The 13,652-nt window shown below is 65.8% G+C and carries 9 protein-coding genes; 5 read left to right on the top strand and 4 right to left on the bottom strand.

Annotated elements, in window-relative coordinates; translation table 11 throughout:
- Positions 1–109: 109 nt before the first annotated feature.
- Positions 110–1,375: an MFS transporter gene (locus NP511_RS13105; RefSeq protein ID WP_049965852.1), complete on the top strand. Its 1,266-nt coding sequence runs from the start codon at positions 110–112 to the stop codon at positions 1,373–1,375.
- Between the two features lie 66 nt (positions 1,376–1,441).
- Here NP511_RS13105 and NP511_RS13100 read toward each other — a convergent pair whose 3' ends face one another.
- From NP511_RS13100 to NP511_RS13090, 3 genes are all read right to left on the bottom strand, one after another.
- Positions 1,442–2,782, bottom strand: a complete 1,341-nt coding sequence (locus tag NP511_RS13100; protein ID WP_049965851.1) for an ABC transporter substrate-binding protein — start codon at positions 2,780–2,782, stop codon at positions 1,442–1,444.
- A gap of 459 nt (positions 2,783–3,241) precedes the next feature.
- Complete coding sequence (locus tag NP511_RS13095) at positions 3,242–4,579, bottom strand: ABC transporter substrate-binding protein (protein ID WP_049965850.1); 1,338 nt, start codon at positions 4,577–4,579, stop codon at positions 3,242–3,244.
- Between the two features lie 341 nt (positions 4,580–4,920).
- Positions 4,921–6,174 (bottom strand): ABC transporter substrate-binding protein, encoded by a 1,254-nt coding sequence (locus NP511_RS13090; RefSeq protein WP_049965849.1) that lies wholly within the window; start codon positions 6,172–6,174, stop codon positions 4,921–4,923.
- A gap of 357 nt (positions 6,175–6,531) precedes the next feature.
- Between NP511_RS13090 and NP511_RS13085 the strand changes: the two genes are divergently transcribed.
- The 4 genes from NP511_RS13085 to NP511_RS13070 all read left to right on the top strand — a co-directional run bounded on the left by NP511_RS13085 (position 6,532) and on the right by NP511_RS13070 (position 12,564).
- Positions 6,532–9,597, top strand: a complete 3,066-nt coding sequence (locus NP511_RS13085; protein WP_049965848.1) for a methyl-accepting chemotaxis protein — start codon at positions 6,532–6,534, stop codon at positions 9,595–9,597.
- A gap of 114 nt (positions 9,598–9,711) precedes the next feature.
- Positions 9,712–10,599: a homoserine kinase gene (locus tag NP511_RS13080; protein ID WP_049965847.1), complete on the top strand. Its 888-nt coding sequence runs from the start codon at positions 9,712–9,714 to the stop codon at positions 10,597–10,599.
- 7 nt (positions 10,600–10,606) lie between these two features.
- Entirely contained in the window at positions 10,607–10,939 is a 333-nt protein-coding gene (locus tag NP511_RS13075; protein ID WP_049965846.1) for a hypothetical protein, read from the top strand.
- A gap of 125 nt (positions 10,940–11,064) precedes the next feature.
- Positions 11,065–12,564 (top strand): DUF7289 family protein, encoded by a 1,500-nt coding sequence (locus tag NP511_RS13070; protein WP_049965845.1) that lies wholly within the window; start codon positions 11,065–11,067, stop codon positions 12,562–12,564.
- A 97-nt stretch (positions 12,565–12,661) separates the two neighbouring features.
- Here NP511_RS13070 and pdxS read toward each other — a convergent pair whose 3' ends face one another.
- Positions 12,662–13,570 (bottom strand): pyridoxal 5'-phosphate synthase lyase subunit PdxS, encoded by a 909-nt coding sequence (pdxS, locus tag NP511_RS13065; RefSeq protein WP_049965843.1) that lies wholly within the window; start codon positions 13,568–13,570, stop codon positions 12,662–12,664.
- Positions 13,571–13,652: the final 82 nt, after the last annotated feature.

Below are 13,652 nucleotides of genomic sequence, written 5' to 3'. Positions count from 1 at the left end.
TCGAATATAATAGTCTCCTTGGTCAGGCATTCCCGTATCGAGTTGATTCATAGCGACAAAGACCAAGTCGCTAAGTATTCGGAGCCTCCGGGTTTGAGCAACGGCTATCATGGCACTCGAGGGCAACGACCGATCGATCGCGGCGTTTACCATGGCCGGCCACGCGCTGGTTCACTGGTTCGAAACCTCGATTCCGATCTTTCTGGTCGTCTGGCTGGCCGAGTTCGACGCGGGCGTGAGCCTGTTCGGGATCGTCGTCGCGCTGGGCTATGCCCCCTTCGGGATCGGCGCGTTGCCCGGCGGCGTCCTCGCGGACCGATACGGCACGAAGCGGCTCATCGTCGCCTGTCTGGCCGGGATGAGCGCCGCCTTCCTCGTTCTCTCGCTGGCGACGTCGATCTACGCCATCGCCGTCGGCCTCGTCCTGTGGGGCGTCGCCGCCAGCGTCTACCACCCCGCCGGCCTCGCGCTGATCAGCACCGGCGTCGAGGAACGGGGCACCGTCTTCGCCTGGCACGGGATCGCGGGCAACACCGGCATCGCGCTCGGCCCCTTCGTCGCCGCGACCCTGCTGATCGTCCTCGAGTGGCAACTCGTCGCCGCCCTCCTGGCCGTGCCGGGCGTCCTCGCGGTGCTGTACGGACTCAGTGCGGAGTTCGATCCCACCGCGGCCGTCGCCGAGGGCGTCGACGCCAGCCCCGACGACGCGCTGTCGCTCTCGGAGTTCCTCGCGGACTCGCGGGCGCTGTTCGCCAGCGCCTTCGCATTGATCTTCGCCATCGTTGCCGTCGAGGGGCTGTACTACCGGGGGATGCTCACCTACCTCCCGGAGATTCTCCACGGGCTGCCGGCCATCGAGGGACTGGTCGTCCCCGCCGGCCTCGAGGGGATCGAGCCCGCGGACTACATCTACGTCGGCCTGTTGGTCGTCGGGATGGGCGGCCAGTACGCCGGCGGGAAACTGACCGATCGGCTCGAGCCAGCCCGCGGTCTGCTGGCGATTTTCGGCGTCCTCGCGGCGCTGGCGCTGGCGTTCGTTCCCGTGACCGGACTGGGACTGCTCCCCGTCGCCGCGCTCTGTGGCGCGTTCGGGTTCTTTCTCTTTGCGATCCAGCCGTTCTATCAGAACGCCGTCGCGGTGTACACGCCGCCGGACACCCGGGGGTTGTCCTATGGCTATACCTACCTCGGGGAGTTCGGGATCGGTGCTGCAAGCATCGCCGTCGGCGGGTTCGTCCTCGGCGAGGCGTCGCTGGCGGCGTTTTTCGGCGTGATCGCGACCTTCGCCCTCGCCGGGGCCGGCCTCTCGGTGGCGTTGCTCGCTGGTCTCGGTCGATTCACCGGGGCCGAACGCCCCGCCGGGGCGAAGGAGTAGCCGACACTGGGCTCCCACGCGGCGACGGGGAGAAACGCGGTCGCCGCCGCTCGCTCGAGCGGAAGATTACGCGAGCCAGGTGGGCGTCTGGTACTCCGCCGTCGCTCGGTCCTCCGGCCAGATGATCTCCTGTGATCCCTCGCCGTCCTCGTTTTCCTGCCACTGGAAGTAGACCGGGTCCGGATCGGAGCTGTTGTACCGGAGATCGTGCGTGTATTGATGGTCCCGACCGTAGAACTCGACCGTCCCGGCGGTGCCGGTAAACGAAACCTCTTCCATATACGAGACGAGTTCGTCGGCGTCGAACGTCCCCGTATTCTCGACGGCGTCGGCGAACAGGGCGACCGCGTCGTACGTGTGATAGCCGGTGTACACCGGGCTCGATCCGCCGTAGGCGTCCTGATACGCGTTCACGAACGGCTCCGTCTTGTCGGTTCGCTCACTCTGTGCCGTCGCGCTGCTCTGACCGACCCCGAACCGACAGGCCTCGTTCGTCGCCTCGTAGTACGAGGGGAGTTGCATCGGCACGTGGATGCCGCCGAACGCGAACGGGCGCGGTTGGGGCGTGACCCAGTCCAGGAGCGCGTCGGTGCCGGTGTGGGCCGTCGTGATGAACGCCGCGTCCGCCCCGGCGGCCTCGACCTCGTCGTAGATCGCCGTGAAGTCCTCCGTCGCGGGCGGATACTGCTCTTCCATGACGACGTCGACGCCCGCGTTCGGGAGCTGGTTCTGGTAGACCTTCCACGGCTCCTCGGTCCAGTCGTAGTCCTCGACGAGGACGGCGACGGAGTTCCAGCCGATATCGTCGGCCTTGTCGGTCAGGAAGTCGACCTGCATCTGGCCGAGGTCGTGATTGTTGTTCGGCCCAACCCGGAAATGATACTTGTACTTCTCGTACTGCTCGCTGATGCGCTGGCTTACCGCCGTCGTCGCCGCACCGGACGTGAGGTGAACCGTCTCCTGTTCGGCGATGTCGTCGATGATGTTCATCAGTGCCTCGCTGGCGAAGACGCCGATCGTCACGTCCACGCCCTCCTCGAGAATGAGCCGCTGATACTGCCGCCGGGCCTCGGACGGACTCCCGTTCGTGTCGCCGACGACCAGTTCGACGTCCCGCCCGTCGATTCCGTCGTTGTCGTTGAGTTCGTCGACCGCGACCGACGCCCCGCGTTCCATCGACCGGCCGATCTGATCGCTGTCCGGATCGGGTGCGAGCAACCCGATCCTGACCGGTCCCTCGGTAGCGCTTCCGCCGACGATCGATTCGTACGTCCCGAGACAGCCCGCAAGCGATGCGCCGGCGGCGACTCCACCCGTCGCTCTCAAGAGCCGTCGGCGGTCGAGTGCCCGAGAACGCGACGTCGAGTGGTCGTTCGGTTCGGTACCGTGGCCCTTGCTCCCATTCATCTTGACAAGCGTTTCTCCTTGGGTTTCTTAGTGTTTTCGCATAGTTACAATCAGAATACTACTTATTGAATGACACGTGTCGATACGCATAGCAGCTCGTGCCGGTCCGCACCACCGGGCAGTCGCCGCTCGGAGCGTGACCGGGAATCGATGACTGGCCAGGGCGAATCCGGCGACCGGATCTCGGCTCCTGCGTCGCCTACTTCCCGCCTGTATCGCTGTACTGTCGCTGGACGGACGCTCCGAACGCAATCGATGTGGCCAAGCGCCAGCCATCGGCCTAACCGGTCGTCCGAGTTCCCATCCGAACGGATATCTCGGCGGTACAGGTTGGACCGACAAACGGGGCCGTCGCTGCTCGTCGAGACCGGTGAAAACGACGGCAGTCGTCGTGAGGACCGACCGCTATCGGATGGAACCAGCGCCGAAACGGCGGCAAACGGGAAAAACTCGAGCGGGTTACAACCAGTCCGGCTGTTCGTACTCGTCGCCGTCGGCCGCGTGTTCGTCGGGCCAGATGACCGTCTGCTCGCCCTCGCCGTCGTCGGTCTCCTGCCACTGGAAGTAGACGGGATGGACGTTGCCCTCGCCGTAAATGACGTCGTGGGGGTGTGGGCCGTCCTGGCCGTGGAACTCGATGGTGCCGGTGGTACCGGTAAACGAGGTCTCCTCGAGCGGCCCGACCAGATCCGTCGACGCGACGGTCTCGCCGCGCGTGGCCGCATCCGCGAACACCTTGACCGCGTCGTACGCGATGTAGCCGGTGTAGACCGGACTCGTCCCGCCGTGTTTGGACTGGTACGTGGAGACGAAATCCTGCGTTTTGGACGTGATCTCCGCGGTGGACACTGCACTGGCGTAGCCGACGGCGTACTCACAGGCACCATTGGTCTCCTCGTAGTACGAGGGGAGTTGCATCGGCACGTGGATACCGCCGAACGCGAACTCACGTTCGGCCGGTCGCCAGTCCTGCAAGGCCGCAGTACCGGTGTGGGCCGTCGAGATGAACGCCGCGTCGGCCCCCGACGCCTCGACGTCATCGTAGATGTCCGAGAAGTCCTCGGTCGCCGGCGGATACCGCTCCCACGTGGCGACGTCGATGTCGGTGTCCGGGAACTGGCTCTGGTAGAACGCCCACAGGCCGTCGGTCCAGTCGTAGTCTTCCGCGAGAACGGCGATGGAGTCCCAGCCCATGCTCTCGCTTTTCTCGGTCAGGAAGTCGATCTGTGCCTGTGCGAGGTTGGTCCCGTTGATCGGCCCGACTCGGAAGTGATACTTGTACTTGTCGTAGTCCGAGCCGACGTTCTCGCTGGCCGTCGTCGTCGCGGAGCCGGCCGTGAGATGGACGGTCTCCTGTTCGGCGATATCGTCCATCAGCGGCTCGAGGACCTCGGTCGTCGAGATGCCGACGGTGACGTCGACGTCCTCCTCGAGGATGAGCCGCTGGTACTGGCGACGACCTTCCGTCGGACTCGCGTTCGTGTCGCCGACGACCATCTCGACGTCTCGGCCAAGCAGCCCATCGTTTTCGTTGAGTTCGTCGACGGCGATCCGAGCGCCCTGCACGATCGAGCGGCCGGTCGAATCGCTGTCCGGATCCGGTGCCAGCACGCCGATCCGAACCGGCTCGGCCTCGTCGTTCCCGACGATCGAGCCATACGTCCCGAGACAGCCCGCAAGCGATGCACCAGCGGCGATCCCGCCCGTCGCCCTCAAGAACCGTCGGCGGTCGACCCTCCGAGAACGAGACGTCGTTCGGTCGTTCGATTCCCCACCACGTCCCTTGTACGCATTCATCCTGACGATCGTTTCAACCTCTGTTTCTTAGTGTTTTCGAATATTACAATCAACATATTGGACATATTATGTGATATGCTACTTGGCGAGTGGGGCTCGTATCATCCGCCACCTTCGCCGCGCAGTCACTGCTCAAGGACGAAACGAGGACTGCAGTCGGCAATCACCACGTCTGGTGGCCGGGTCACACCCTGCTGTCTCGTCTCGCCGTCCGCATCGCTTCGCTGCCGCTGGACGAGGTTCCGACGGACTTCGATGGTGCCAGACAGCCACAACCGAGACGCTGGCTGTACCGCCGGCAGTCGCGAGAGAGCGATAGGCAGTTGCCTGCCGAATCCCCCTCAGAACCAGTCGGGTTCGACGTAGTCGGTCGTCGAGTACGTGTCGGGCCAGATCGTCCGCTGAACGCCCTCGCCATCGTCGTTTTCCCGCCACTGGAAGTACAGCGGATGGACGTTATCCTCCCCGTAGATGACGTCGTGGGCGTGTTCGTGGTCCGCATCGTGGAACTCGATCGTTCCGGTCGTTCCGGTAAAGGAGGTCGATTCGAGCGCACCAACCAGGTCGTCGGAATCGAACGTACCGGCCCGTTCGGCCGCATCGGCGAAGAGTTTGATCGCGTCGAACGCGATATAGCCGGTGTAAACGGGGGCGTCCCCTCCGTTTCTGTTCTGATATTCCTGAACGAACGGCTGGGTCTTGTCGGTGGTTTCAGCGGTCGGTGTCGCGAAGGCGTAGCCGGCCGCGTAACGGCACGCACCATTGACCTTCTCGTAGTACGAGGAGAGTTGCATCGGGACGTGAATCCCGCCGAAGGCGAACGGCCGCTCCGCCGGCCCCCAATCCATGACGGCCTGGGTACCGGTGTGGGCCGCCGAAACGATCGCTGCGTCGGCACCCGATCGTTCGACCTCGTCGTAGATGTCCGAGAAGTCGTCAGTTGCCGGCGGGTATCGTCGTTGCATCGCAACGTCGACGTTCACGTCACCGAGTCGGTTCTGGTACACCCGCCACAGCCTCTCAGTCCAGTCGTAGTCCTCCACGAGAATCGCAACGGAGTCCCAGCCGATTTCGCCGCCCATATCGTCCAGGAAGTCGATCTGGGTTTCGGCGAGATTGACGTCGTTGATCGGGCCGGCACGGAAGTGATACTTGTACTTCTCGTATTGGTCGTTGACCAACTGACTCGCCCCCGACGTCGCGGAACCGACAGTGAGGTGCGGAACCGCTTGCTCGGCGATGTCGTCCATCAACGCCATCAGCACCTCGGTCGTGGCAATACCGATAGTCGCGTCTACCTTCTCATCGAGGATCAGTCGCTGGTACTGGCGGCGCGCCTCGAGCGGACTTCCGTTCGTGTCACCGAGGACCAGTTCGACATCCCGCCCGTCGATGCCGCCGTTGTCGTTGAGTTGCGCGCGGGCGATCGCAGCACCGGAAACGATCGATTGCCCCGTCGGATTGCTATCCGGGTCGGGTGCCAGCACGCCGATCCGAACCGGCTCGACCACCTCATCGCCGACGATCGATCCGGCGGTCTCGAGACAGCCCGCAAGCGAGAGTCCGGCGACACCGCCGGCCGTCGTTTTCAGCACGTGGCGGCGGTTCGGCCCACGTGCTGGCGTATCGGTTGGAGCGCGCCCGCCGTTCCGACGGCCGCAGCTATCTTCAGCCATATTGAACGGTCGTTTCGACCTCCGTTTCTTAACGTTTGCGAAGCTACCGATCTCGAAAGTATAGCATTGTGACTCGTCGAGAGCGGCAGGAGAGACATTCGTTCCAGCCACCGATACGGTTCGAAATACTTTATTTTACTATATTGGCCCGGAAGAATTGGACAAGGGAGAGGATTTCGACTATGTGTGTGACGATGTGGTGAAACGGTGCCATTATCAGCTTCGATAACCACGCCTGACAATTTATGTACCGACGAAATCACGCGTGATCTATCCATGGATTTCGCTCGACGACTGGTGCCGACAGCTATCCGACGGCGGTACGCCGTCAAGTTCGGAATCGCGCTGTTGATTCTCGGACTCTCCGTCGGTCTCATCGGATACGCTGCAACGGGGGCAATTACCAACCAGGTGGAGGATCGGGTGCAGAACGACCACGCGTCTGCAGCGGGACAGGAAGCACAGAGCCTGCAGATGTGGAACGAACAGAACGAACATACGATCAGTACGATCGCCAGATCGGACGTCGTCGCCAGTGACGATCCGGAGGCGATCCAACAGCGGTTCCTCGACTGGGAGGAACACCTAGACGCCGACACGTTCGACATCTCCTACGTCGATACCAGCAACGACACGGTCACGGCAAGCACCGACGCGGAGCTTCGTGGGACGACCGCAACCGAGATGGACAACGTCGACGCGAGCGCCTACGAGGAGGCGACCACGAACGTTCCGTGGGTCTCCGACGCCTACCTCGCCGAGGGCGAACTCGGCGAGGAGACGACGGTGATCACGTACGTCCAGTACTCGCCCGAGACGGAAGATCGGGCGATCGTCTACACCGCCGACCTGCAGGCCTACGCCAACCAGCTCCAAGACGAGAAGGTCACGACGATGGTCGTCGACGGCGACGACGAGATCATGCTCGACAACGCCAACTACGGCGGCAACCACTCGACGCTGGGGACCGCCTACGCCGGCAACAGTAGCCTGTTAGAGTCCGCACGGACCGAGGGTGCGACGACCCAGCAGACCGATAGTTCCACACTCACCTTCGAGAACGATGCCTACGGGTTCGGATCGGACGGCCACGACGAGTACGTCACGAGTTCCGCACGCGTGTTCGGCACCGACTGGGTCGTCGTGACCCACGAACCCGCCGATCAGGCCTTCGGGTTCGTCAACGCGGTCAACCAGTACGGGATCTACGCGACGATCCTCGGCGTCCTCATGATCGGCATGGTGGGTGCCGTCCTCGGCCGGAACACCGCCGTCTCCATCGACCGACTGACCGACAAGGCCGGCCAGATGGAGGAGGGCAACCTCGACGTCGACCTCGAGACGAAGCGGATCGACAACATCGGCCGGCTCTACAACGGCTTCGACTCGATGCGTGACGCCCTTCGCGAACAGATCCGCGAGGCCGAAGCCGCCCGTGAGGAGGCCGAACAGGAGCGCGAACGCGTCAAAGAGATCAACGACCACCTAGAGGACAAGGCCGCCGAGTACTGTGCGGTCATGGGCGACGCCGCCGACGGCGATCTCACTGCCCGCGCGGACGCCAACAGCGACAACGAGCAGATGCAACAGATCGGCGAGGACTTCAACGAGATGCTCGACGAGATCGAGCAGACCATCGCCGAACTCAACCGGTTCGCGACCGACGTCGCGACTGCCTCCGAACAGGTGACCGCCTCGAGCGAGGAGGTCCGCTCGGCCTCCCAGCAGGTCACCGAATCGATTCAGGAGATTTCCGACGGTGCGGACCGACAGAACGAGTCGCTACAGTCGGTCAACCAGGAGATGAGCGGCCTCTCGACGACGACCGAGGAGATCGCCGCCTCCTCGAACGAGGTCGCCGACATCGCCGAACGGACCGTCAACACCGGACAGGAAGGGCAGGAAGCCGCCCAAGAGGCGATCGCCGCCATGGAAGAGATCGAGACCGAGTCCGAGTCGGCCGTCAGCGAGATCCGCCGGCTCGAGGAGGAGGTCCAGCAGATCGACGAGCTGATCAACACGATCTCCGAGATCGCCCGCCAGACCAACATGCTGGCGCTGAACGCCAACATCGAGGCCTCCCGCTCCGCGGGCGGCAGCAGCGACGACGAAGGGTTCTCCGTCGTCGCCAAGGAAGTCAAGGCACTCTCGGAAGACGTCGCTGAGGCCGCCAACGAGGCCGAGGACCGCCTCGAGGCGATCCGCGATCGGACCGAGCAGTCCGCGGCCGAGGTCGAGGGCACGAGTAGCGACATCGAGAACGCCAGCCGGCAGGTCCAGGAGGCAGTCAGCGCGCTCGAGGAGATCGCCGACCTCGCCAAGGAGACCAACGTCGGTGTCCAGGAGATCTCCGCGGCGACCGAAGAGCAGGCGGCCTCGACTCAGGAGGTCGTCGCGATGGTCGACGACGCGGCCACGATCTCCGAGGAGACGACCTCCGAGGCCGAAAACGTCGCCGCCGCCGCCGAGGAACAGACCACTGCACTGACCGAGGTCACCAAGTCCGCCTCGAGTCTCTCCGAACAGGCTTCGCAGCTCTCGGAAGCGCTCGACCGGTTCGACACCGAGATCGACCTCGCGGACGTCGAACTCGAGTCGGCGTTCGACGTCGATACGGAACTTAGCGAGACCGAACCCGAGTACGCGGTCGACGACGGGGCCGACGAACAGGAACAGGGGATTACCTTCGATACCGACGCCGACGACACCGAGACGGCGGCAAGTCCCGGCATCGGTGACGACGACGCGCCCGCGGCCGACGCCGAGCCGACGGACGACGACAACGACGGGGACGCCCTCGAGGCGACGCAATCGAGCGCCGACGAAACGGACGCCGAGCCCGCGACCGCGGTCGAGGACGCCGACACCCCCGAGGAGATCGGTGCCGAGGAGATTCTCGGCATCGAGGACGAAGCGGCGGCGGAGCCGCTGACGGACGCCGACGAAGCGACCGCGACCGACGATGTGGATCCGCTGGCCGACGACGAGTCAGCCGAGCCGCTCGGCGGCGACACCGAAACGGATCCGCTCGCGGACGACGGCGAGACGGACGACCCGCTGGCCGACGCCGACGAACCGGATCCGCTGGCCGACGACAGTGAGCCGGCCGACCCGCTGGCCGACGAGACGGAATCGGCGACCGAGGGCGAACCCGCGGCCGACGAGAGTCCCGGATTCGAAGTCGACGAGGAAGCCGACAGCGACGATGCGGCCGCCGAACCGCTCGAGCCGGTCGACGACGCTGACGACACCGACGAGGGAGACGCTGACGACGGCGGAACCGACGCTGACGACGGCGACGACGACGACGTCTTCACGTTCGGCACGACCGACGACGAGTAACGACGATCGACCGAGCCGGTTCCCGATCGGGACCGCTCGAGGTGACGACGGCAGCCGCGGCGGCTGCCGTCGTCGTTCGCTACCTTTTTGACTGCAGTCTGGAAAGGAATCGGCATGCTCACCGTGCGGGCCCCCGCGACGAGTGCGAACCTCGGGAGCGGCTTCGACGTCTTCGGCGTCGCTCTCGGGACGCCCGCCGACGTCGTCCGGGTCGAACGCGCACCGGAGACGACGATCTCGGTCACCGGTGCCGGCAGCGAGTACATCCCCGAAGACCCCGAGAAGAACACCGTCGGTGCGGTTGCGAAGGCGCTCGACGCCCCCGCTCGCATCCGAATCGACAAGGGGGTCCGTCCCTCGTCGGGGCTGGGGTCGTCGGCCGCGAGCGCGGCCGCCGCGGCCGTCGCCCTGAACGCCCTGTACGACCGCGGTCGCACCCGGGAGGAACTCGTGCCGATCGCCGCCGAGGGCGAGGCGCTCGTCTCCGGCGAGGCCCACGCGGACAACGTCGCACCCTCGCTACTGGGCGGGTTTACCGTCGTCACCGACGACGGGGTCACGCAGGTCGACGCCTCGGTCCCCGTCGTCGTCTGCCTCCCCGATATCTCCGTCTCCACGCGCGATGCGCGCGGCGTGGTCCCCGAGTCGGCGACGATGGACGAACTCGTCGATACCGTCGGCAACGCCGCCACGCTAGCCGTCGGCATGAGCCGGAACGATCCCGATCTCGTCGGCACGGGGATGGCCGACACGGTCGTCACGCCCGAGCGCACCAAACTCATCGACGGCTACGACCGGGTTCGGGAGGCCGCCCTCGAGGCGGGCGCGACCGGCGTCACCGTCAGCGGAGCCGGCCCCGGGATTCTGGCGGTCTGTCACCGGGGGGACCAGCGGGCGATCGCCTCGGCGATGGTCGACGCCTTCGACGCCGCCGGCGTCGAGAGTCGGGCCTACCAGACGACCGTCAGCGAGGGGGCGACGCTGTACCGGGACGGCTCGTAGCTCGGCGATGGGAACTCGAACCGACGCGGTACTTGCGTCGATCTCGCTGGCCGGGTTCGTGATCGCGTTCGCTCACGTCGGCTCCCGGCTCTCGATTTCCTGTTTTGTATTCGGCTGTGTCGGGACGATCGGTTTCGAGCTGGTCGCGTTCCAGTACTACGGGACGGTCCGGGCGTACTGGGAGCGCAGGCCGGTCCAGCTCGCGGCGCTCGCGCTGTCGTTCGGTATCGTCGGGCTCGGCGTCGCGTTCGCACCGACGGCAGTCCTCTCGGCGGGGATCGGAACGCTAGTGACGTACCTGCTGTTCCTGTTTGCCGTCGTCATATCGCGTGCCAGGTAGTCGAACTCTCCGGGCAGTTCGTCGAATCGAACCGCCGTAACGACCGTCTACCACCTGGTAGGCCGCCGATTACGGGTCGGAACTCGACTGATAACTATCCGTGACAGTCAGGGATCGATTCCCGTATGCGGGGGGAGTTCGACGCGCCGCGGAGCGGGGGAGTACCGAGGATCGAGCGGGACGCCGAAACGTCGTCCGGCGGCGTCCCGACGGATCTGGATCGAGGACAGACACACCTGCTCGGCTACGTGTTGCTCGTCGGTATCGTCGTCGTCGGATCCGGCGCGGTCCTGTTGTTCGGCGGTTCCGGCCTCGAGGCATCCGAATCGGCCGTCGAGATCGAACACGCCGAGCGCTCGCTGCTCGCGTTCACGCACGCGACCCGGACGGCGACCGAGGCGGGCGACGACCGGGTCCCGGTGACGATCGAGGGACTCGAACGCGGGACGCTCGAGACGCGAGCGGACGCCGGCCGCGTGCGGATCGTCCGCGAGGACGGGTCGGGGACCGAGGTGTTGTACGACGAACCGCTCGGAGCGGTCACGTACGCCAACGGCGACACCGAGATCGCGTCCCAGGGCGGCGGCGTGTGGCGGTCCGACGGGGATGGGACCGTCGCCGTCTCCGCGCCGCCGCTCGAGTATCGGGACGGGTCGCTGTGGTTCCCCGTCGTTCGGTTCGTCGAGACGCGGACTCGAGGGAACGCCATCGACGGCGTCGTGAGTCGGTCGGAATCGCCGACACGCGTCGGCCGGGGCGACCGCCGGTCGGCGGGAAGTGGCGACGTGCGGATCGAGATCGAGAGTACCTACTGCGAGGGCTGGCAGCGCGAGATCGAATCGACGCTCTCCGGCGGAGTCACCGAACGATGTTCGGCGGGGCGGACCGACCGCGTTCGGTTCGAACTGACCGACCCGCCCGACATCGGCGGTATCGATACCGCCATCGCCGCACACGAGGTCGACATCCACCGGAACGCGCCGCCGATCGAGGGCGACGTCAACGCGGCCAGCGTCGACGCCGACCGGGTCGACGGGAGCGTCTCCGGAGCGGGCTACGACCACCCGTCGGTCGATAGCTACGTCTCCGGCCGCGTCGCGGCGTGTGAACGAACGGGGTTCGAGGAGCCCGACGACGTCCTCGAGGCCGGTCGCTACTGCGTCGAGGCGCTCGAGGACGGGCACACGTTCGATACGTCCGACGGGGACGTCGAGGTCGTCGTCCGGGACTCGATCGACGTTCGGGGCGACGCCCTCCGTCACGTGGGCGAGAACGACGTGACCGTCCTCGCGGACGGGCCGGTTTCCGTCGGCGGGAACGCCGTCCTCGGAAACGAATCCGATCCGGGCCGAACGCAGTTGCTCGTCTCGGCCGACGGCGCCGTCGCGACTGCGACGGGCACCCCGACGGTCGCGGGACTGGTCTACGCGCCGGACTCGAGCGTCTCGCTGCAGGGAAACCCGACAGTACGGGGCGGCATCGTCGCCGAACGCGTTGCGGTCGGCAACGTCAGACCCGGTGGAGTCGCGTACGACGAGCGGATCGCCGCCGCGGAAGTCGCCGCCACCGGACCGCGGCTCCGGCGTCTCGGCGTGACCGCCTACGACGTGTCGCTCGAGGAGTGAGTGTGGACTGACCGGTGACGACGAACGCTGCGTGGGTCGGTGTGCAGCGTCCGTGACGAGCGGAGAACGAGGCGTCGAGGAAACGAGTCGTGGCCGATCAGACGCCGCGGTCCTGCAGCTTCTCTTCCTCGGGGAGGTCGGCGTTCGCGTCGCCTTTCATCCCCTTGCCGAGGTTCTTCGAGATCTCGGCGAGGCGCTCGGGATCGTCCCAGTTGTTCGTCGCCTCGACGATCGCCTCGGCCATCGCGGGCGGGTTCTCCGCGCCGAAGATCCCGCTGCCGACGAAGATGCCGTCACACTCGTGGTGCATCATCAGGGCGGCGTCGGCCGGCGTCGCGATGCCGCCGGCGGCGAAGTTCACGACCGGGAGCCGGCCCAGTTCGGCGGTCTCGTGGACCAGTTCCGCGGGCGCTTCGATCTCACGCGCGTAGGCCTCGCGTTCCTCGTGGGTCATCCCTTCGAGTTCGCGGATCGCGCCCTTGATCGTCCGCTGGTGGTGGACGGCCTGGTTGACGTCGCCGGTACCGGCTTCACCTTTGGTGCGGATCATCGCCGCGCCCTCGTTGACCCGGCGCAGTGCCTCGCCGAGGTTGCGCGCGCCACAGACGAAGGGCGCGGTGAAGTCGCGCTTGTCGATGTGGTAGGCGTCGTCCGCCGGGGTCAGGACCTCCGACTCGTCGATCATGTCGACACCGATCGCCTCGAGGATCTGTGCCTCCTTGGTGTGGCCGATCCGGGACTTGCCCATCACCGGGATCGAGACCTCGTCGACGATCGCCTCGACGTCGGCGGGGTCGGCCATCCGGGCGACGCCGCCGCGCTTGCGGATGTCGGCCGGAACGGCCTCGAGGGCCATCACGGCGACCGCGCCGGCGTCCTCGGCGATTCGGGCCTGCTCTTCGTTGACGACGTCCATGATGACGCCGCCCTTCTGCATCCGCGCGAACCCGCGCTTGACGAGATCGGTCCCGCGTCGTAGTTCTTCGAGATCGGCTGGTTCCGACATACTGCGCGCTTAGGAGTCGTCGCACTTACGCGTGTTCTTTGGGAACGGTCCGGCCGCGGACCCCGAAATCGTTCGCCTCGCC

The organism is Natrinema thermotolerans, from assembly GCF_031165565.1.
Lineage (GTDB): Archaea > Halobacteriota > Halobacteria > Halobacteriales > Natrialbaceae > Natrinema > Natrinema thermotolerans.
The sequence above is the reverse complement of the archived record's forward strand: the minus strand, read 5'-3'. Positions and strand labels throughout refer to the sequence as shown.